Source organism: Enterococcus sp. 2STP (assembly GCF_032465635.1).
Classification (GTDB): domain Bacteria; phylum Bacillota; class Bacilli; order Lactobacillales; family Enterococcaceae; genus Enterococcus_B; species Enterococcus_B lactis.
Genome location: NZ_JAWDJH010000023.1, coordinates 1 through 19,557, shown reverse-complemented (window position 1 = coordinate 19,557; position 19,557 = coordinate 1). Strand labels below are relative to the sequence as shown.

14 protein-coding genes are annotated in these 19,557 nt (G+C 38.7%); 3 read left to right on the top strand and 11 right to left on the bottom strand.

What is annotated here, in order from left to right; translation table 11 throughout:
• Positions 1-672: 672 nt before the first annotated feature.
• The 5 genes from RWU19_RS11410 to RWU19_RS11390 all read right to left on the bottom strand — a co-directional run bounded on the left by RWU19_RS11410 (position 673) and on the right by RWU19_RS11390 (position 5,450).
• Positions 673-2,178, bottom strand: a complete 1,506-nt coding sequence (locus tag RWU19_RS11410; RefSeq protein ID WP_002310397.1) for a HAMP domain-containing histidine kinase — start codon at positions 2,176-2,178, stop codon at positions 673-675.
• Positions 2,175-2,861 (bottom strand): response regulator transcription factor, encoded by a 687-nt coding sequence (locus RWU19_RS11405; RefSeq protein WP_002290973.1) that lies wholly within the window; start codon positions 2,859-2,861, stop codon positions 2,175-2,177. Before RWU19_RS11405 ends, RWU19_RS11410 begins: the two co-directional genes overlap by 4 nt.
• A gap of 191 nt (positions 2,862-3,052) precedes the next feature.
• A complete protein-coding gene (gene gndA / locus RWU19_RS11400; RefSeq protein ID WP_002290971.1) occupies positions 3,053-4,474 on the bottom strand; it encodes an NADP-dependent phosphogluconate dehydrogenase in 1,422 nt (473 codons plus the stop codon).
• Between the two features lie 169 nt (positions 4,475-4,643).
• Positions 4,644-4,823: a 50S ribosomal protein L32 gene (gene rpmF / locus RWU19_RS11395; RefSeq protein WP_002290970.1), complete on the bottom strand. Its 180-nt coding sequence runs from the start codon at positions 4,821-4,823 to the stop codon at positions 4,644-4,646.
• Positions 4,824-4,880: 57 nt separating this feature from the next.
• Entirely contained in the window at positions 4,881-5,450 is a 570-nt protein-coding gene (locus RWU19_RS11390) for a YceD family protein (protein WP_002290967.1), read from the bottom strand.
• Between the two features lie 185 nt (positions 5,451-5,635).
• On the opposite strand from RWU19_RS11390, the gene RWU19_RS11385 reads away from it, so the two are divergent.
• Positions 5,636-6,538: a LysR substrate-binding domain-containing protein gene (locus RWU19_RS11385; RefSeq protein ID WP_316002441.1), complete on the top strand. Its 903-nt coding sequence runs from the start codon at positions 5,636-5,638 to the stop codon at positions 6,536-6,538.
• A gap of 34 nt (positions 6,539-6,572) precedes the next feature.
• Here the strand turns inward: RWU19_RS11385 and pyk are convergent, their stop codons facing one another.
• From pyk to dnaE, 3 genes are all read right to left on the bottom strand, one after another.
• Positions 6,573-8,357 carry a pyruvate kinase gene (gene pyk / locus RWU19_RS11380; RefSeq protein ID WP_002290965.1) on the bottom strand — a complete coding sequence of 595 codons (1,785 nt, stop codon included), beginning with the start codon at positions 8,355-8,357 and terminating at the stop codon, positions 6,573-6,575.
• 73 nt (positions 8,358-8,430) lie between these two features.
• The gene (gene pfkA, locus RWU19_RS11375; protein ID WP_002310395.1) at positions 8,431-9,393 is read right to left on the bottom strand and encodes a 6-phosphofructokinase; all 963 of its coding nucleotides are present in this window, start codon (positions 9,391-9,393) and stop codon (positions 8,431-8,433) included.
• Between the two features lie 167 nt (positions 9,394-9,560).
• Positions 9,561-12,872: a DNA polymerase III subunit alpha gene (gene dnaE, locus RWU19_RS11370; RefSeq protein WP_002315272.1), complete on the bottom strand. Its 3,312-nt coding sequence runs from the start codon at positions 12,870-12,872 to the stop codon at positions 9,561-9,563.
• 229 nt (positions 12,873-13,101) lie between these two features.
• On the opposite strand from dnaE, the gene RWU19_RS11365 reads away from it, so the two are divergent.
• Complete coding sequence (locus tag RWU19_RS11365) at positions 13,102-13,287, top strand: YjzD family protein (protein WP_002290959.1); 186 nt, start codon at positions 13,102-13,104, stop codon at positions 13,285-13,287.
• 60 nt (positions 13,288-13,347) lie between these two features.
• On the opposite strand, the gene RWU19_RS11360 is transcribed toward RWU19_RS11365, so the two are convergent.
• Together RWU19_RS11360 and RWU19_RS11355 are read right to left on the bottom strand one after the other, a co-directional pair.
• Positions 13,348-14,544 carry a multidrug efflux MFS transporter gene (locus RWU19_RS11360; protein WP_002290958.1) on the bottom strand — a complete coding sequence of 399 codons (1,197 nt, stop codon included), beginning with the start codon at positions 14,542-14,544 and terminating at the stop codon, positions 13,348-13,350.
• A 169-nt stretch (positions 14,545-14,713) separates the two neighbouring features.
• Positions 14,714-16,150 carry an NCS2 family permease gene (locus tag RWU19_RS11355; RefSeq protein ID WP_002310391.1) on the bottom strand — a complete coding sequence of 479 codons (1,437 nt, stop codon included), beginning with the start codon at positions 16,148-16,150 and terminating at the stop codon, positions 14,714-14,716.
• A gap of 292 nt (positions 16,151-16,442) precedes the next feature.
• On the opposite strand from RWU19_RS11355, the gene RWU19_RS11350 reads away from it, so the two are divergent.
• Positions 16,443-17,255 carry a Cof-type HAD-IIB family hydrolase gene (locus RWU19_RS11350; RefSeq protein ID WP_002314169.1) on the top strand — a complete coding sequence of 271 codons (813 nt, stop codon included), beginning with the start codon at positions 16,443-16,445 and terminating at the stop codon, positions 17,253-17,255.
• 181 nt (positions 17,256-17,436) lie between these two features.
• Here the strand turns inward: RWU19_RS11350 and RWU19_RS11345 are convergent.
• Positions 17,437-19,557: penicillin-binding protein 2 (locus tag RWU19_RS11345; protein ID WP_316032193.1), on the bottom strand; the 2,121-nt coding region annotated here is incomplete at its 5' end.

Genomic DNA, 19,557 nt, shown 5'->3' with positions numbered 1-19,557 from the left:
CGATTGTTAAGCTCAATTTGTTTGCTAGCATATTGCTTGCTTGTTAAAAAATGTTTGTTGTCTTGAATTGAATCAAGACGCCCTACACATTTGGTTTGTCTTACTTTGTTCAGTTTTCAAAGGTCTAATCTTTTTGTTTCAACAACTCTTTAATCTTATCAGATTCAGAAGAGAATGTCAACAACTTTTTTGTTTATTTTTTCTAAATGTCTTTATCGCTCATTAGCAGCGACTTGATTATCATATCATTTCGATTGTTATTTGTCAATAACTTTTTTAAAGTTTTTTTCGATAAAATCAAGCTTTATAAGCTTTCTCATCTAAGCGACTTCGTTATTATAACATGATATCAAAAATGCGTCAACACTATTTTTTATAATTTTTAGCGACACCTTAAAGGAATCATTTAGAACAAATAATAATATAGCAATCTCTTTATAAAATTGCAATAGAAAATTTCCTATTTTTCTTTATTATTTTTAAAGACGAATATTAAAGTATTTTTATTGTTTTTTGTTCACCTAAAAGCTATTTACAATTTACCAACGAATGTTATTCTATTTTATTGTTCGCTAAATTTCTTTATAATGACCATTCCAAATTTCTTATCTGCTTGTATTTGGCTTCTTCTTTCTTAATGGATAATATAAAAAAACAAGCAAAGCACATGCTTTACTTGTCTTCTGTTTTTGCGATAGGAATAAAAATTCTAAAGATAGTCCCTTGCCCAACTACGCTTTCTGCTAAGATACGACCTTTGTAGTTTTCAACCAATTGTTTTGCGATAGACAATCCCAGACCATTTCCGCCCTTCGTTCTAGCCCTCGCTTTATCCACACGATAAAAACGATTGAAGATCTTATTAAGGTCTTCTTTGGGTATTCCTTCACCAAAGTCCTGTATAGCAATCTCAAATTCATTCAGAGTAGAAGAAATAGAGATATGGACTTCTTTTCGTGTAGTTGAATATTTTACTGCGTTATCCAATATGATAATAATTAATTGCTCAAAGTGATTACGATAAATTTGCAGGGTCACTTCTTTTGTCAAATCATCATCTAAAGTAATCACATAGTCTGGGTATAATATCTTGAAATTATTATAAACTTGATAGGTGACTTCTTTTCCTTTAGTTGTTTCATTTGCATAATGAACATCTACTTGTTCTGCTCTAGATAAGTCTAGCATCTCTTGAACTAAGCTTTTCATGCGGCTGATTTCTTGCATGCTGGCGCTTAATGATTCTTCCAATATTTCAGGATCATCTTTCCCCCAACGATTTAGCAGACTAAGATGCCCTTCAATGATTGCTACAGGAGTTCTTAACTCATGAGAGACGTCTTCCACGAACTGCTCTTGTTGTTCGATATACAAACGCATGCGGTCAAGCATCTCATTGAATATTTCAGCTAAATCTGCCAATTCATCATTCGTGTCGATTTCAGGCATGTGGATATCTGATTGCGGATCTTTACGTATAGTATCCATTGTATCTCTGAGTACCTTGAGTGGTTTCAAGAAGTAAGAAGATAAAAAGAAACCTAAAATACTACTTAAAATCAAAGAAACGACTTCTAAAACAATAAGAGTCAATAATAGCTTATTTCGGATATCATAGAAAGAAGATAATTCATAGAAGCTTTGCGCATAACCAATCTTTTCTCTTGTTCCTTTAGAATATATAGGCTGTATAGATAAAAAGCCAGTTTTCCCTTCTAGTGTAACAATCGTTGGCACTTTACGTGTTGTTTGGATCAAGTTTCGACTGTTTTCGTGAGTTTTGAAAATCAAGTTCTCATCTAAATCATACACATAAAGATCCATCGAAGGCTGCCCTAGCTCAGCTATAAAGGAATCAATCTTCATTAAGTTTCCTTCGACCAGTGAAGTATGATCTATGACCTCATCTCCGTCATTTGTCGCTTTTGTCAGATTACGATACGTATTCACTAATGTCAGTTCTTCATCCGAGTTAGCCAAACGAGAGGCTACTTCTGAAATCGTACGTTCTACATTGTTTCTTTCTTTTGCAACAATCAGATTGATAGATGATTTATAGGTAATGACCGCAAAAATTGTAAACACGACGAATATGAAGAAAGAACTCGCAAAGGCCCACTTGATTGTCAAGGAGGGCCCTTTCAGTTCTCTTTTTTCCGATTTTTTCGGCTTTATCACGAGCGCATCACATAACCTGTTCCGCGGACAGTTTGGATATAGCTTTCCTCCCCTGGAACGTCAATTTTATTGCGAAGATAACGAATATATACATCCACTACGTTTGTTTCAACTTCCGTTTCGTATCCCCACACTTTATTTAGTAAAACATCACGTGCTAATACCACGTTCACGTTTTCCATTAAAGTAAGTAGCAATTCGTATTCTCTTTTTGTTAGTTCAATTACTTCGTTTCCGCGACGTACGACACGGTTTTCTTTTTCGATAGTCAAATCACGATAAGTAATAGTGGTTTGTTTTGCCACATTTTTGTCACCTTCAATATCGATTCGACGCAACAATGCTCGAAGACGCGCTAATAGTTCTTCGATAGCAAATGGTTTGACAATGTAGTCATCTGCTCCATGGTCAAGTCCTGATACACGATCGATTACAGAATCTCTTGCAGTCATCATAATGATTGGTGTATTTTTGACTTGGCGTACGCGTCTGCAGACTTCTAAACCGTTCAATTCTGGAAGCATCAGGTCCAACAATATGGCATCCCACTCATTATTTAATGCCGCATCTAAACCAGTACGACCGTTGTAATGGACTTCTGCGTTATACCCTTCATGCTTCAACTCTAGCTCGACAAATCGAGCTAAGTTCTTTTCATCTTCAATGATTAGAATATTACTCATTTATTATTTTATCCTTTCTATCTACTGGCTTTTTAAAAACTCTATCATTATACCGATAATCTGCTTAAAAATCTATAGTCATTTTATCATGAATAGCAGTTTTAAAAAAGAGCTGAAGTCTACTCATAACAATCGACTTCAGCTCTTTCGTCCTCTTTTTATTTTCTCATTTCCTAACAGCCGAAAGACTATTATTCTTCATGGTACCATGAGTAATGGAAGATTCCTTCTTTGTCGACACGTTCATATGTGTGTGCGCCAAAGTAATCGCGCTGGGCTTGGATTATATTTGCAGGCAGACGTTCTGCTCTGTATGAATCGAAGTAAGCGATGGCTGATGAGAAAGTTGGTACAGGTACGCCAGCTTGGACAGCCAAGGCAACGACGTCTCGGACTGATTGCTGATATTTTTTCGTGATTTCAACGAAATAATCATCTAGCAATAAATTTTCGATCTCAGGATTTTTGTCATAAGCATCCGTGATTTTTTGCAAGAATCGAGCTCGGATGATACATCCAGCACGCCAGATTTTTGCGATTTCGCCAAATGGCAAATCCCAATCAAATTCTTTTGAAGCGACACGTAATTGAGCAAATCCTTGGGCATAACTCATGATTTTACTGAAATACAACGCTTCTCGGATTTTTTCGACCAATTCTTTTTTGTCTCCTGTGAACTCAAAATCGTTCGTACGAGACAAAATTTTACTTGCTTGTACGCGTTCTTCTTTATAAGCAGAAATGTAACGGGCAAATACAGATTCAGTAATCAATGGAAGTGGCACGCCTAAGTCAAGCGCACTTTGGCTTGTCCATTTACCTGTTCCTTTATTTCCAGCTGCATCAAGGATCACATCTACGACTGGTTTACCTGTACCTTCATCGTCTTTTCGAGTCAGGATGTCAGCTGTGATTTCGATCAGGTAGCTGTCTAATTCGCCTTGATTCCATTCTTTAAAGATATCAGCCATTTCTTCTACTGAAAGGTCTAAAATATTCTTCATCAAGTCATAAGATTCAGCAATCAGTTGCATATCTCCATACTCAATACCGTTGTGTACCATTTTCACATAGTGTCCGGCTCCATTTGGGCCAATATAGGTAACACATGGTGCTCCGTCTTCTGCTTTTGCAGAAATTTGCTCTAAGATTGGTGCAACTAGCTCATACGCTTCTTTTTGTCCACCAGGCATGATTGAAGGTCCTTTTAAAGCTCCTTCTTCACCGCCGGAAACGCCTGTACCGATAAAGTTAATACCAGAGTTGGCTAATTCTTCATTACGACGCATCGTATCTTTAAAGAATGTATTTCCTCCGTCAATCAGAATATCGCCTTTATCAAGGTGAGGAAGCAACTCTTGGATTGTTGCATCTGTTGCCGGTCCTGCTTTGACCATCAGAAGAATCCGACGTGGTTTTTCGATTGATTCTACAAATTCTTCGATTGTGTACGTTGCTTTGAAATTTTTATCTGGGTGTTCTTCTACTACAGCGGTTGTTTTAGCCCCTGTACGGTTGAATAAAGCCACTGAATAGCCGCGGCTTTCTATATTCAAGGCTAGATTTTTACCCATAACGGCCATACCGACAACGCCGATTTGTTGTTTTGACATATGAACTCCTCCTACATACGGGATTTCTCCCTAATCTCTTACATTATAGCTTAACACGGCTACATTGCAAACTAAAGAACAACATATTTTTTATTTACCGCTTATAAAAAAATAAACCTCAAGGCTCCATGGTTAGCCTTGAGGTTTTACATTTTCTAATTAAAATGTATTAAGCTTCTTTTGACATTACGTCCTTACCATCATAGTAACCACAATTTGCACATACGTGATGGCTTTTTTTCATTTCACCACAGTTTGGACATTCGTTTAATCCTTTGATTGTCAACTTGTAGTGTGTACGACGTTTTGCTTTTTTAGCTTTTGATGTTCTTCTAGCTGGTACTGCCATTTTGCTACACCTCCTTGTAAAGTCTTGCACCTATAATAGATACAATATATTCCAATCTTACTTGTTATCGTCGTTTTTTGATTCAGAATCAAAAAGTTCAGATAGTTTTGCAAGACGAGGATCAATTTTATTCTCGGCTTCTTCCATTTTTCTGCGTTGGTATTCTTCTTCGGAAACAACTTCCCAATCATTGCCTTTTGGAAGTTCTGTCGCTGCTTCCTCTTCTTTTGTCAATACCCGCATCGGAATCGCCAATAAGATGTTGTCTTCAATTGACTCTGCTAAATTCAATAACGGACCTTCAATCAGCAAAATCTCATCCGCAGACATTTGCTCATCTCTGCTTTGGAATTGTTCTTCTGTCATGAATACTTCGTCTACAGAAAAATCCATCGGCAGTTCAACAGGTTCTAGCGAACGTGTTGAAGGAACTGTCAAAGTCGTCTGCACAGTGTAATGAACGATATAGCCTTTCTTATCAACTGAGACCAAACCTTCGACTTCCACTGGCGCAACATCAAGTATTAAATTGTCTCGCTTCATGAGAGCGGCTTTCAAGTCGAGCGTCTCATGAAAAGTTAACGGTGTCTCCTGGTATTTTCTCAATTCCAATAAAGACCATTTCATTTTTCATCACTCCTAAGCAACAAAAGCAATTATACAGGGCAAAAACCATGTTGTCAATGAAATTTTCTTGACACCTTGCAGTTCATAAAAAAACAGAAATATCTTTAACAGAAAGCCTCTGTTTGCTATCATCTTCAGAATCATTTACAATAATCATTATTCTATCAAAGGAGCGGGTGATCTTTATGAACACGAAAGATATTGAATACTATGTCCAAATCGTCAAACAAAAAAACTTTACGAAAGTGGCTAATTATTTCCGTGTGAGCCAACCTACTATTACATATGCATTACAACGTCTTGAAAAAGAGTTTGACGCCATACTTATTACAAGAGATCGTTCGCATCACGAATTAATCGTCACACCTTCTGGAAAGCAGCTGTTTCTCCATGCACAAGCTATTCTCCAAGAGATTTCTACTGCAAGGGCTGAAATCACTCAGTTACAAAAGAAAAAGCTGCGTTTTGGCATGCCGCCTATTATCGGCAATGAGTACTTTCCAAAACTGTCAGGTTACTTTATCAAGCATGAATTGATGAATCAGATTGAAATCACCGATGGAGGCTCTCGGGACTTATATGGAATGATTCGTCAAGGGAGGATCGATTTAGCCGTATTAGGCTCAACACAGCCAATCGTAGATCAATATTTAGAAACAGAATTACTTTTGGATAAACGTTTCATGATCGTCGTTCCGCCTACTCACCCTCTGGCCCAGCAGAAGGCAGTCTCTTTCAAAGATATATCAGATGAACAGTTTGTGTTATTGAACGAACATTATGTCCACCCAGCAGCATTCACTAAACTTTCTAAACAAACACATACTCAACCAAAAGTTGTTTATCAAAGCAATGATTTGACGATTTTAAAGAGTATGATCCGTGAAAATGTTGGTATCGGTTTTTTGGCAGAGATTGCTGTCCATCCTGAAGATCATTTAGTTTGCCTGCCACTTTCAGATGAAGTTCAGCCTCGCTTCTTGATTTCATTGGCAAAACGAACACAACACCTTGTCACACCGCTTCAAGAACAAGTAGTCCAAGTCATCCATGAATTCGTTACAGCACAAAAAAACAGCTCTTCGTAAATGAAGAGCTGTTTTTATTTTGTATTAAGCTAAATTAGATAGCTGTTGTTTCGCCACGGTAAACGATGCCGCGACGTGAATCAACAGTAATCAATTCGCCATCAGTAATTGTTGTTGTTGCGCCTTTAGCACCAACGATTACAGGAATATCTTGTGCAATTCCTACAACTGCAGCGTGAGAAGTCAATCCGCCTTCTTCAACGATAACAGCAGCTGCTTTTTCGATTGCAGGCATGTATTCTTTGTCAGTTGATGGTACAACTAGAACCATTCCGTCTTTTGCTTTTTTTACAGCTTCTTCAGCAGATGAAGCAATAACTGCATTGGCAACGACAGATTTTTGTCCAACGCCTTGAGCTTCTAATAATTTAGAACCAATCATTTGAATTTTCATCACGTTAGTTGTTCCGCGTTCGCCAACTGGTACACCAGCAGTGATCAAGATTAAATCGCCTTCTGATGCGAAACCTAATTCAACAGCTTTTTTAGCTGCTAGTTCAAACATTTCATCAGTTGTTGATGGTTTTTCAGCAACTGTTGGGTAAACACCCCAGTTTAACATCAAACCGCGTTTTGTGCGTTCGTCAAAAGTAACAGCCAAGATATCTGCATCTGGGCGATATTTTGAAATCATTTTTGCAGTGTAGCCTGATTCAGTTGCAGCAACGATTGTTTTGACGCCTAGATTTTTTGCAGCACGAGCTACAGATAAACCGATTGTTTCAGTTACATCTGTTTTATCGAATTCGTTCAATTGGAATGTACCTAATTCTGATAATGCATTTTCAGCTTCTTGGTCGATACGTGCCATTGTTGAAACAGCTTCAACTGGGTAGTCTCCGTTTGCAGATTCACCAGATAACATTGTTGCATCTGTTCCGTCAAATACAGCATTGGCAACGTCAGAAGCTTCCGCACGTGTTGGACGTGGGTTTTCTTGCATTGATTCTAACATTTGTGTAGCAGTGATAACTGGGATACCAGCAGCGTTACATTTTTTGATGATACGTTTTTGAACCATTGGTACTAGTTCAGCTGGGATTTCCACACCCATATCTCCACGGGCAATCATAACACCGTCAGAAACTTTGATGATTTCGTCAATGTTGTCGATACCTTCTTGAGATTCGATTTTAGGGAAGATTTGAACATGAGTCATGTCTTTTTCTTCTAAAATTTCGCGAATATCTAGAACGTCTTGTGCTTTACGTACAAAACTTGCAGCGATAAAGTCGATATCGTTGTCTAAACCAAAACGAATATCGTCCGCATCTTTTGGAGTAATACCTGGCAAACTGATAGAAACGCCTGGTGCATTTACCCCTTTACGTGATCCTAGCATACCTGCATTTTTAACTTCTACGACTAATTCACGGTTTGCTTCGTCTTTTTCAATGATTTCCATGTCGATCAAGCCATCATCGAATAAAACGTGTCCGCCTACGTGAACATCGTCAAATAATCCTGGGTAAGTAACCGCGATTTTTTCTTTTGAACCTACATGTTCAGGATCCATAGAGATGCGTGTTTGATCTCCTACTTCAAATTTAATGTATCCTGCACGACCAAAATCAGCTTCTGTTGTGCCTTGAACAGTTGTACGGATTTCAGCTCCTTTTGTATCTAAAAGAATACCGACATCTTTTCCTGTCTTTTTAACTGCTTCACGGACCATAGTCATACGTGATAATTGTTCTTCATGGTCACCATGAGAAAAGTTAAAGCGGAAGACATTTGCCCCAGATTCAATCAATTGAGAAATAATTTCTACTGAGTTACTTGCTGGTCCTAATGTACTAACGATTTTGGTTTTTTTCATTTAAAAAACTCTCCCATTCAATTTTGTTTATTTAAAGCTGTACACAGCTTAAATAGCTTGGTTTCTTTCACTCTTAAAATGAAAGTGAATTATTTAGATCATATAATGATAAGTCTGGTTTATGCTTGTTGTTTTCTAGTGTATCAATGATGTCAGCTGCAACGATTTCGTTGTCGTGGATACCGACACATAATCCACCTTTTCCTTCTTGAAGCAATTCGACAGCGTAAGCACCGAATTTACTTGCTAAGACGCGGTCGCGTGCGCTTGGTGCTCCACCACGGACAACGTGTCCCAAGATAGATACACGTGTATGATAGTCGCCAAATTCTGAAAGTTTTTCAGCGAATTCATTTCCGCCCATTACACCTTCAGCCAAGATGATCAAGCAATGTTTCTTCCCACGATCACGGCCTTCTTGGATTTTTTTAGCAACTGAAGCCATATCAAAATCATGTTCTGGGATGATGATTTCATCTGCTCCGCCAGCTACACCTGACCATAAAGCGATGTCACCTGCATTGCGTCCCATTACTTCGATAACGAATGTACGAACATGAGAAGTCGCTGTGTCACGAATACGGTCAATTGATTCTAGCACTGTATTGATTGCTGTATCAAAACCGATCGTGAAGTCAGTACCAGGAATATCATTATCGATTGTTCCAGGAATACCTACTGCTGGGAATCCACGTTTTGTCAAAGCCATTGCGCCATGATAAGAACCGTCTCCCCCGATAACCACTAGACCTTCGATCCCGAATTTTTTCAATTGTTCGATTCCTTTTAATTGACCTTCTTCAGTTGCAAATTCTGGATAACGTGCAGAATACAAGAATGTACCACCACGTTGGATCTTGTCACCTACATCTGCCACATCAAGACGACGAATATCTCCAGCAACTAAACCGGCAAACCCATAATTGATCCCGTATACTTCCAGTCCTTCGTAAATACCTTTACGAACAACGGCACGAACAGCTGCATTCATTCCAGGTGCGTCTCCGCCACTGGTCAAAATTCCGATGCGTTTCATAATAAACATTCACCTCATTAAAATACTTTATCCTAAGTATAACTTAGGTTTACAACCATTTTTGCGTTAACCACGACTAACATTCTAACATTATTTTTCTCGCTTGTCTTGATTTACGGATAAAAAAATGAAAAAAAATGAAAGCAAGTAGTATTTTTTACCGTAAGTTATTTGAAAACCACATTATCTTCGCCAAGTAGAGAAACAAGTTGCCCCTTTATACTCTTGCTGTCATCCACCCAATAAGCATCCGACAGAACAACTTTTCGTTGTGTTTTTTCGTGGTACATAATTACTGGAATATATCCTGGGTGTTTCTGAAAAATCCCTTGTAATTGTTTCATTATCTCAGGATCTTCCCGTTCTTCTGTAATACGCAAATAGCACGTTTGTGAAGGATACTGTGTTTCTAACTGACGAGGATCAGCAAAGCTTTCTCCAATCAATTGTAGTTCCTGGTTATATTTGCTGATTTCGCTACGCCCTTGAACAAAGATCACTTGATCAACTGCAAACAGGTTACGATATTTTCGATAAAGAGTTGGAAAAACCGTGACAGAAATTTCTCCGCTACTATCGGTTCCTTCCACGAAGGCCATCAGTTCGCCTTTTTTTGTCCGAATCTCTCTAACTTCCTTTATCATCAATAGTAAATTGACTGGTTGATTAGGAACGATATCTGTAATCAGCTGAACCTGTTTAGCTAAACGAAGCCGGTCAAACCCTTCTGCAGGATGACCTGACAAATAAACACCTAAGTATTCCTCTTCCAGCTTCAGTCGTTCTTCTAGTGTATAGTCAGCGACTTCTTCTTCTTTTAATGCCATGATTCCTAGCAAATCTAGACTGCCACCACTGTAAACGATATTTTGGATTTTTCCTTCTAGATCAAGCATCAATTGTTTCCTGTTAGGAGATAATTCATCAAAAACGCCTACTGCTGTCAGTGATTGCAGCAACTCTAATTTCAGCCACCGCTTATCGATCCGTATGAGGAATTGATCTACTGACTTGAACGGGCCATTTTGTTTTCTTTCATTCAATACATCTTCTACAAAATCACGTCGGATGCCTTTTATCGCTGTCAGCCCGAATCTGATTTCTTCCTTATTGACCAACTCAAAACTATAATTGCTTTGATTGATGGATGGTGAAGAAAGTTTGAGTTTATTTTTACGTGCTTCAGCAATATATTCTTTCAATTTCGTTGTGTTATGCCGAACAGAATTCATTAGACTAGTGAAGAAAGCCCCTGGATGATGAGCCTTTAGATAGGCCATTTGGAATCCCACGAAGGAATAAGCAAATGCATGCGACCGATTGAATCCATAGTTTGCAAATTTTTCAATATATTCATATACAGTCACTGCTGTTTTTTCCGAATATCCTTGTTGTAATGCTCCTGATACAAAATGCGACTTTTCTTCATCTAATACGTCTTTTTTCTTTTTACTAACTGCCCGCCTCAAAATATCTGACTGTCCTAATGTAAATCCAGCCATAGTCGAGGCGATCTGCATGATTTGTTCCTGATAGACAATCACCCCGTATGTGTTTTTCAAAATCGGGATCAGTGAATCATCGGGGTAGCGAATAGCTTCTTTTCCTTTTTTTCTGGCAATGAAGGTATCGATATTTTGCATAGGACCTGGACGATACAACGCATTGACTGCGGCAATATCTTCGATGTTTTCTGGTCCTAATCTTCGTAAAACGTTTCGAATACCAGCAGATTCAAATTGAAATACTCCTGAGGTTTCGCCTCGTTGAAACAAGAGTAGCGTTTTTGCATCATTTAATGGAATCTCTTTTAATCGGATTTCCTGCCCTTCTACTCGCTTAACAGCCTTTAAAGTAAAATCAATAATCGATAAATTGCGTAGTCCTAGAAAGTCCATTTTCAAAAGACCGATGGCTTCTACCTCATTCATCGTATACTGGGTCAGAAAAGCTTCATCAGAACCGCGTTGGAGCGGTACTAATTCAAGTAGATTCCTATCGCTGATAACTACCCCTGCTGCGTGAGTCGAAACGTGTCTTGGCAATCCTTCTAAAATCACTGCGGTTTTGAATAAAAGCTGGTTTTTTTCGCTTGCCTGAACTAATTCTACTAGTTGACGCGATGTTTTATAGGCTTGGGTCAATGTGATTTTCAGCTGGTTTGGTATTGCTTTTGACCAGCGGTTTGCTTCACTTTGTGACAGACCAAACACTCTAGCGGCATCTCTAAGAACCATTTTTGCAGCCATTGTACCAAATGTCGCGATTTGCGCCATGTGATATTGTCCATACTTTTCTCGAACATAATTCAATACTTCCTCACGTCGGTTGTCAGGAATATCCAAATCAATATCCGGCATCGTAAAACGTTCAGGATTTAAAAATCGTTCGAATAGCAAGTCATACTCTAATGGATCCACATCTGTGATTTCTAACACATAGGCTACTAATGAACCAGCAGCAGAACCACGGCCTGCACCGGTAACGATTTTATTTCTATGAGCAAAAGCCATTACATCCCATACGATCAGGAAATAATCATCGAATCCCATTTGATGGATGACAGATAACTCATAGTCCAAACGTTCTCGGTACTCCTTTGTATAATCAACGATCCGATGTTCTACTTGCGAGTAGCATAGCTCTCTTAAATATTCTCCAGCTTGTTTTCCTTGAGGGACAGGATAGTGTGGGAGTAATTTCTGATGAAACTGAAATTCAAATGAAATCGATTCGGCTAAGCGCTGAGCACCTATTACAGCTTGTGAAAGGCCTGCTTCTTCGAATCGTTTGATCATTTCTTGTTCTGAAAGCAGGTAACCATTTGCTGATGGTAAAGGTGCAGATAAACTTTCTAAAGGCATCTGACTTCCCTCTTTGATATGCTTCATCACTTCAAGCGCAAAAAGGTCTTCTTGCTGTAAACTAGCGATTGGATGCAATGCACAAAGCGGATAATTTTCTTTTGTCACATACTGATACCATTCAGGCAATTGATCAGGCGTATTTTCTGACAATCCGATATAAAAATCTTTAGCGAAAACATTTTCAAGCAAAAACTGCCAATGACTGAAAAAATGTTCCTCTTTATTGAAAGCCTCAGAAACAGAATGATTTGCCGGAACGACAAACACTAGATGGTCGGTTTCTATCATATCATCAAGTGCCATTTTTTCTTGGATCATTTTTCGACTGGAAAGTTTCATCAGCTGCTGATAACCTGTCTCATCTTTTGCGTACGCAAGCAAACCATAATTTTTTTCTTCATAAGTATAACTAAGATGTAATCCAATGATTGGCTGTATTCCTTCTTCTACACAAATACGATAGAATTCAGGTGCACCGTATAAGACATCTTTATCCGTTATGGCTAATGAAGTGTAGCCTTGTTTTTTTGCTTCTTGTACATATTCTCGAATACGGATCGTACTTTGTAAAAGAGAATAAGAAGTAATTGTATAAAGTTGTGGGAAAAACATCTTGCATTCCGCCTTTTTTTTCGTTAAAATTCACTAGCGTTAAAAGGTCTGATCCTTTTACTTTCATTAAATAACAAGTGCTGAAGTTGATTGTTCTACTTCATTTGCTTGCTTCTAGTCTGTAGGAATGAGTTCTTTCACAAGAACTCGAATTTTATTGAGATTTAGTCTCGTTTCTTTACATTCAAAGAAAATCTGGTAAAATTAAGATAGAAAAGAGGTGTTCTTTATGCGATATATCGTTACATTATTCTGGGCTGTCGTTCTAGGTCAAGTAGTCGGTTATATTGGTGCTGCATTAACAAGCGGAACATATGATTTTACTTTGACAACAATCATTTCATTAATTGCGGGTGTCATTATCCTTTTGATTGGTGCAGTTGCGCCAAGAAAAGAAACCTCTGCCCATTCGTAAAAAACCAGCCAAGAGCTTGAGATATCTCAAGCTCTTTTTTATTTCCAATTTTCACCACTATTATAATCTACTGCGAAGAACTTTACGAAAATTGAATAGAGAAAGAAGAATATTTGACAGGACGAATAAACTTGTCACAATAAAAACAGCACTGTAATTATAAGCATGCGCAACTGTCGACCCCAGCATTGGTCCTAGAACCTGTCCAAAGTTACTGAACATCTGATTATAGCTATAGATTCGGCTAACCCCTTCTTGTGGCGTGATCTTACTGATCAGTGTATTGACAGAAGGCATCAAAGCACCAGTTGAAAAGCCTAAAATAAAACGAAGTATACCTAATTGGAGTGGTGTCGTGACAAACGCCATGGGCAAATAACAGCAAAATGATAAGATGAGTCCGCCAATTAAAACTTTTTGATTCCCAATCTTATCCCCTAGTTTTCCTAGTTTTGGTGAAGAAAAGACTGCAGAAACACCAGCTATCGAAACAATCAAGCCGCTGACAAACAGGATATTTTCTGTACTTCCGCTTAATTCACGAATATATAAGGTCAAAATAGGGCTGATCGTAGTGATCCCTATCTGTAAAATCAAGGTCGTGATGAAGAGACCAATCAAAATAGAGAGATGATCCATTTTTGAAAAAATTTCTTTGGTGCTTATCAGATCTTTTTTCTCGATTGGATGGAAATCTTCTTTGACTAAGAAGATGGTCAGCACCGTTGTGATCATCAACAAAGCCCCTGTGATCAAGAATACATTTTCCATACCAAACCACTGAGCCAATGCACCGCCCATTGAAGGTCCGATCAGATTCCCAGCAATCGCTCCGGTGGATAATGTTCCTAACGCCCATCCGCTCTTTTCTCTAGGCGCTTGTGAAGCAATCATTGCTGTTGCATTTGGAATATACCCAGACAAAATCCCGTTCCAAAAACGCATGATCAAAAGCCAATACGCGTTCGGCACAAAAGCTAAAGAACCCATCGTCAACGTCATCCCAGCTGCTGCACGGATCATCATGAGTTTTCGACCTTTTCGATCAGCTAGATTTCCCCAGATTGGTGCAACCACGGCAGATGCAAAAGCAGTAACAGAGATTGCTAGTCCCGAAAACAATTCGATTTGATCTTTTGGTGTTCCTAGTTGCTCAACATAAACTGGTATGAATGGCATAACTAAACTAATACTTGCACCAGTGAAAAAACAACCAATCCACGCAATCACTAAATTTTTTCTCCAATTAATCTCCATCTATCATCCCTCTTTCGTCTCTTTTATCATACCTATTTTCGAATAAACAAGCAACGATCTCGCTAGTAAAAAGAGAAAAATCCCGCAAAGATCATTTTATATGTAACGTTCTTTTTATGTAAAACAAAAAGAGACCAGAACAAATGCTGTTCCAATCCCTTCTCTTTATTTAAATCGTTGCTAGAATGATGAAGTTGATGATGAATAAAATATCAACAATCCACAAAGCAACAGAAACTTCATTGAATTTTCCTTTGATTACTTTGACAATTGTATAGAAAATAAATCCTGCTGCAATCCCATAAGAAATGCTATAGCACAATCCCATAAAGATCGATGCAAAGAAGGCTGGTAAAGCTTCTTCCATATCTAGCCATTTGATGTCTGCAAAAGAAGCCATCATCATTACCCCGACCAAAATCAGTGCTGGCGCAGTTGCTTGATTTGGTACGATAGCGATCAGCGGGGAGAACAAACTACTTAATGCGAATAGCACTGCCACTACTACTGAAGTCAAACCAGTACGTCCACCGGCCCCGATCCCAGCTGCAGATTCGACATAAGTTGTTGTATTCGATGTACCAAAGATAGCACCTACGGAAGTAGCGATTGCATCGGCAAATAGCGCTTTATCCATTTTTGTTTTGAACCCGCGACCATCTTCCAATGCGATCTCGTCCTCTTTTGAGAAAATACCTGTGCGGCGTCCTGTACCGATAAATGTTCCGATCGTATCGAATGTATCAGATAAACTGAATGCGATGATTGTCATCAATACTTGAGGGATCTTGGAAGAATCACTGAATAAAGATTGCATTCCTTCAGAACCAAATGCTGCACCGAACGTTGTTCCTAATTCTTTAAATGAATTGCCTAACGAATTCGTTTGCCAATCAATGGAACTTAAATCAACAACACCCATAAAAATCCCAAGGACTGTGGTCGCTACGATACCGATAAGAATAGCACCACGGACGTTTTTTACAACTAAAATGGCTGTCAGTACCAAACCAATCACGGCTAACAAGATAGGTGCGTTGTCAAAATTGGCTAACGCGGGAACGATTCCGCCATTTATCGTAACATTTGTTGCTTTTCCACCTTCAACGACAGAACTCGAAATAGCAGATTGGTCTGCTGAAAAAGATAAGAATCCTGCATTTTTGATCCCGACATACGCAACGAAAATACCGATCCCGCCACCAATCGCATGTTGAAGACTTTCAGGAATCGCCCGAATGATCATCTTTCGGATATTTGTAACAGTAATAAAAATGTTGATTAATCCGCAAATAAAAACCATTGCCAGGGCTTGTTGCCAAGAATAGCCAAGCCCGAAAACGACCGTAAAAGTGAAAAATGCGTTCAATCCCATACCAGGTGCCTGAGCATATGGGACATTCGCGAACAATCCCATGACTAGCGTACCAATGATTGATGCAATGATTGTGGCTAGAAATACTGCTTGGAACGGCATACCTGATGCTGATAAAATCGTCGGATTTACGAATAAGATATAACTCATGGCAAAGAATGTCGTTACTCCCGCCATTATTTCAGTTGATACATTTGTATTGTTTTTCTTTAAACCGAAAAACTTTTCCATAAAAAGTTCCACTCCCTGAATTTTTTTCTGATGGAAAACTATAATAATAATAAATATGCAAAATATGGCAAATCCATCGAACAATTTCAAATTATATAGACGTTTCATTCGTTTTTCAACGTTTTTTTAACAAAAAAACCGAAAACAATACTTAATGTTCGTGTTTAGCTCGTATTCATTTATTTACATAGCCATAACTGTATTTTTTGTTAGGAATAACTGATTGCTCTTGTTAATTACCTAAAATATGCTAGACTAAAACAAATGCTAGTTGAGGAAGGAAGGACCTTTATTGAATAAAAAATTAATTGCCATCGATCTGGACGGAACCACCCTCAATCAAGATTCGATGATTACCTCTAAAACAAAAGAGACCCTTAAAAAAGCAATCAATGCTGGTCATCATGTCAGTATCGCTACTGGACGCCCATTTCGAATGAGCCATCAATTTTACCAACAATTAGAGTTAACAACACCAATGGTTAATTTTAATGGTGCATTGGTGCATATCCCTAATCAACATTGGGATGGCGAAAGAGAAACGTTGATTAATCGTGAAATTGCTTTTGAAATCTTATCGCAAAAAAAACAATTGAATCTAGACTTTATCGCTGCTGAAAATCGGGATACTTTTTTTATCGACAGCTTTGACTTCTTTGATGAAAAAATTTTTGCTTCTTCACGTCCTGGAGAAAAAAACTTGCTTTCTCCTAAAAATCTGACGACAAATCCTACATCTTTGCTTGTCCGAACAGACAAGCGTTTTGCAGAAGCTGTATCTGCTGAATTAACACGTCAATTTGGCAGTTATGTGGATGTTCGTACATGGGGCGGTCCCACGGCGATCTTAGAGATTGTTTCAAAAGGAATCCAAAAAGCAAAAGGTGTGCAAGAGATTGCTAACTACCTATCGATCGATCAACAAGACGTGATTGCTTTTGGTGATGAGCATAACGATTTGGAACTGTTGGATTATGCAGGCTGGGGAGTGGCTATGGCTAATGGTACTGATCAGCTCAAAGGCATCGCAAATGATGTCACTCCTTTGAGTAATCAAGAAGACGGTTTAGCTGTTTACCTGGAAAAATTACTTAAACTACAATAGAGAATTAGATTCCGCAAAAAAAGGTTGTGACAATTTTTGTCACAACCTTTTTTGCCGAGTAAACGGTGTTCAAAAGCCAGTTTCTCGGTATGAAGTCAATTTTAAGCAAAAATGTGAGAAGCTATTTTCACAAAATTTTTCTTCATACTCGAAACTAAGCGGCTTTTTCACGACCTCTTTTTTATTTTGCCATGAACATATCATAATACGCGTCCATTATTTCTTTAGCAATCGTCAAGTTCATGTGGTCTTGTTCATCTAATAAGTTCGGCAAGACAACACTGATTGCAATTTCCGGATTGTCTGTTGGTCCGTATGCCACAATATTACTATTGACTGTCGTAATATCTGGGTGACCTTCCGCAACCGTTTCTGCAGTCCCTGTTTTTGCAGAAAGGTCCATTTTCGCACTGGCTAATGGTTTAGCTGTTGTGTAAGGGTCGGTACCATGAACAACCTGATGGAATCCTTCACGGAGGATTGCCATATTTTCTGCAGATATATTGACCGTATTTTCTACTGTCGTGCCAATTTCTTTTTTCACTTCACCCAAATTCCCATTTTCGTCATTGCCATAGATTGCTTTGACTAGGTGAGGCTGTACTCGTTTCCCGCCATTAGCGACTGTTGAAGCATATTGAGCTAATTGGATCGGTGTATATGTGTCAAACTGTCCAAATGCCAAATCGGTAAAGTTACCTGGAGTATACCATTCTTTGCCATTATCCGCATTGAACTTCTTCATATACTCAACAGAGCGTGAAATCCCAGGAGATTCATTCGGCAAATCGATCCCAGTCGTTGTACCAAGACCAAACTCTTTGAAAGAGTCTCTCAATTGTTGATAAGCTTTAGCTTCTTCGTCTAAACTAGGTAGTCCCATTCCAGGAGTATAGTCTAGCCCTAGCATCTTTAATGCCACTTTGATCATATACGTATTAGAAGACAATTCCAATGCTTTGACTGCATCAAGAGCAACTTGTCCGTTTCGGTTAAAGACAGAGCTTTTTTCTGAAGCACCTTGTAGACGAATCGGTTCATCAATCAACACTTGATTTCCGCTGATCGCGTTACTTGCCCAACCTGCTGTCAAAGTACCGGCCTTGACTACAGACCCTGGAGCAAAAGCGCTAGTGATTGTGCCCAAAGCATTCTCGGTGATTTCCTTGGAACCTTGCTCATGACTGAAACCAGTCATGGCTAACACTTCTCCTGTCTGAGGATTCATGGCTACTGCATAAGCACCAGGCGAGTACTGTGCTTTACCGTTATTGATCAATGTTTGATAATTTCTTTTTAAGATTTCTTCTACTTTCGATTGGAATTCTGCATTCATCGATAACATTAAATTAGAACCTTTTTCCCCAGAGAAGATTTCTTTTTGATTCGAAACATTGCCTTCATTATCAAGAGAAACTTCATATTGGGTTTTGGTTCCTTGTAGGACATCTTCATATTGTTTTTCCAAATAACTTTGTCCCACACGATCATTTCGAGAATACCCTTTTGCTAAATACTTCTCTGCTTCATCTGCCGGAAGACCTTGTTTTTCAGTCGTCACACTACCTAAAATACTTTTCAGTGAATCTGCTGCGTTATATTCGCGTGTCCAGTCTGTGCCTGTCGAAACTCCTGGAAGCTCAGAAGCACGTTCCGCCACAACAGCTAATTCTTGGTCAGTAACACCAGAGTTCTTGATATAGACCGTGTTTAATTCATATGCACTGTTCATCCGTTTAAAGATGGTAGCGATCTTTAATTGTTCCTCGTTTAAGTTGATCTCATCATCTGTTACTTTATTGACCATCGCGCTGTATTGTTCGCTGTTTCCTAATTGCTTTTCTTTTGCCGAAAGTCTTTTTGTGGCTTCCTTCAAATGTTCCGGATCAGCCAGCCAAAAATCTTTTTTATCTCTATCTGTCAGATTTTCATCTGCCGGCACATCAATCAGAGAGTTCAGCTTCGTTGCGATTTCAAGTAGGTCTTTAGCCGTCACTTGTGTGCCCCTCGTATAGGTGATTGCCTGATTCGCTTTATTTGTGACTAACGCTTTTCCTGTGGAATCGTAGATCATTCCGCGAGGGGTACTTTCTTGGACTGTAATCGTAGAAGTAGATTTCACTCGCGCTTCCATCTCTTCACCATTCACGATCTGCAAATAGCCCAATCGAGCAATCAACGCAACAAATAACGTAAATATAATGAAAAAAAGAAAATTTAAGCGAAAAGGAACATGCGACCGGCGAAACGTTTTGTTTTTAGGCTCTTGTGCCCCTTTTCTTATTTTTTCTATCCAAGAAGT

What these genes read in the sequence shown, in the direction of transcription:
- gndA (WP_002290971.1), bottom strand. Translation starts at nt 4,474, where the DNA reads ATGTCAAAACAACAAATCGGCGTTGTCGGTATGGCCGTTATGGGTAAA.
- RWU19_RS11365 (WP_002290959.1), top strand. Translation starts at nt 13,102, where the DNA reads ATGCGATATATCGTTACATTATTCTGGGCTGTCGTTCTAGGTCAAGTA.
- dnaE (WP_002315272.1), bottom strand. Translation starts at nt 12,872, where the DNA reads ATGTTTTTCCCACAACTTTATACAATTACTTCTTATTCTCTTTTACAA.
- pfkA (WP_002310395.1), bottom strand. Translation starts at nt 9,393, where the DNA reads ATGAAACGCATCGGAATTTTGACCAGTGGCGGAGACGCACCTGGAATG.
- RWU19_RS11390 (WP_002290967.1), bottom strand. Translation starts at nt 5,450, where the DNA reads ATGAAATGGTCTTTATTGGAATTGAGAAAATACCAGGAGACACCGTTA.
- RWU19_RS11405 (WP_002290973.1), bottom strand. Translation starts at nt 2,861, where the DNA reads ATGAGTAATATTCTAATCATTGAAGATGAAAAGAACTTAGCTCGATTT.
- RWU19_RS11355 (WP_002310391.1), bottom strand. Translation starts at nt 16,150, where the DNA reads ATGGAAAAGTTTTTCGGTTTAAAGAAAAACAATACAAATGTATCAACT.
- rpmF (WP_002290970.1), bottom strand. Translation starts at nt 4,823, where the DNA reads ATGGCAGTACCAGCTAGAAGAACATCAAAAGCTAAAAAAGCAAAACGT.
- RWU19_RS11385 (WP_316002441.1), top strand. Translation starts at nt 5,636, where the DNA reads ATGAACACGAAAGATATTGAATACTATGTCCAAATCGTCAAACAAAAA.
- pyk (WP_002290965.1), bottom strand. Translation starts at nt 8,357, where the DNA reads ATGAAAAAAACCAAAATCGTTAGTACATTAGGACCAGCAAGTAACTCA.
- RWU19_RS11360 (WP_002290958.1), bottom strand. Translation starts at nt 14,544, where the DNA reads ATGGAGATTAATTGGAGAAAAAATTTAGTGATTGCGTGGATTGGTTGT.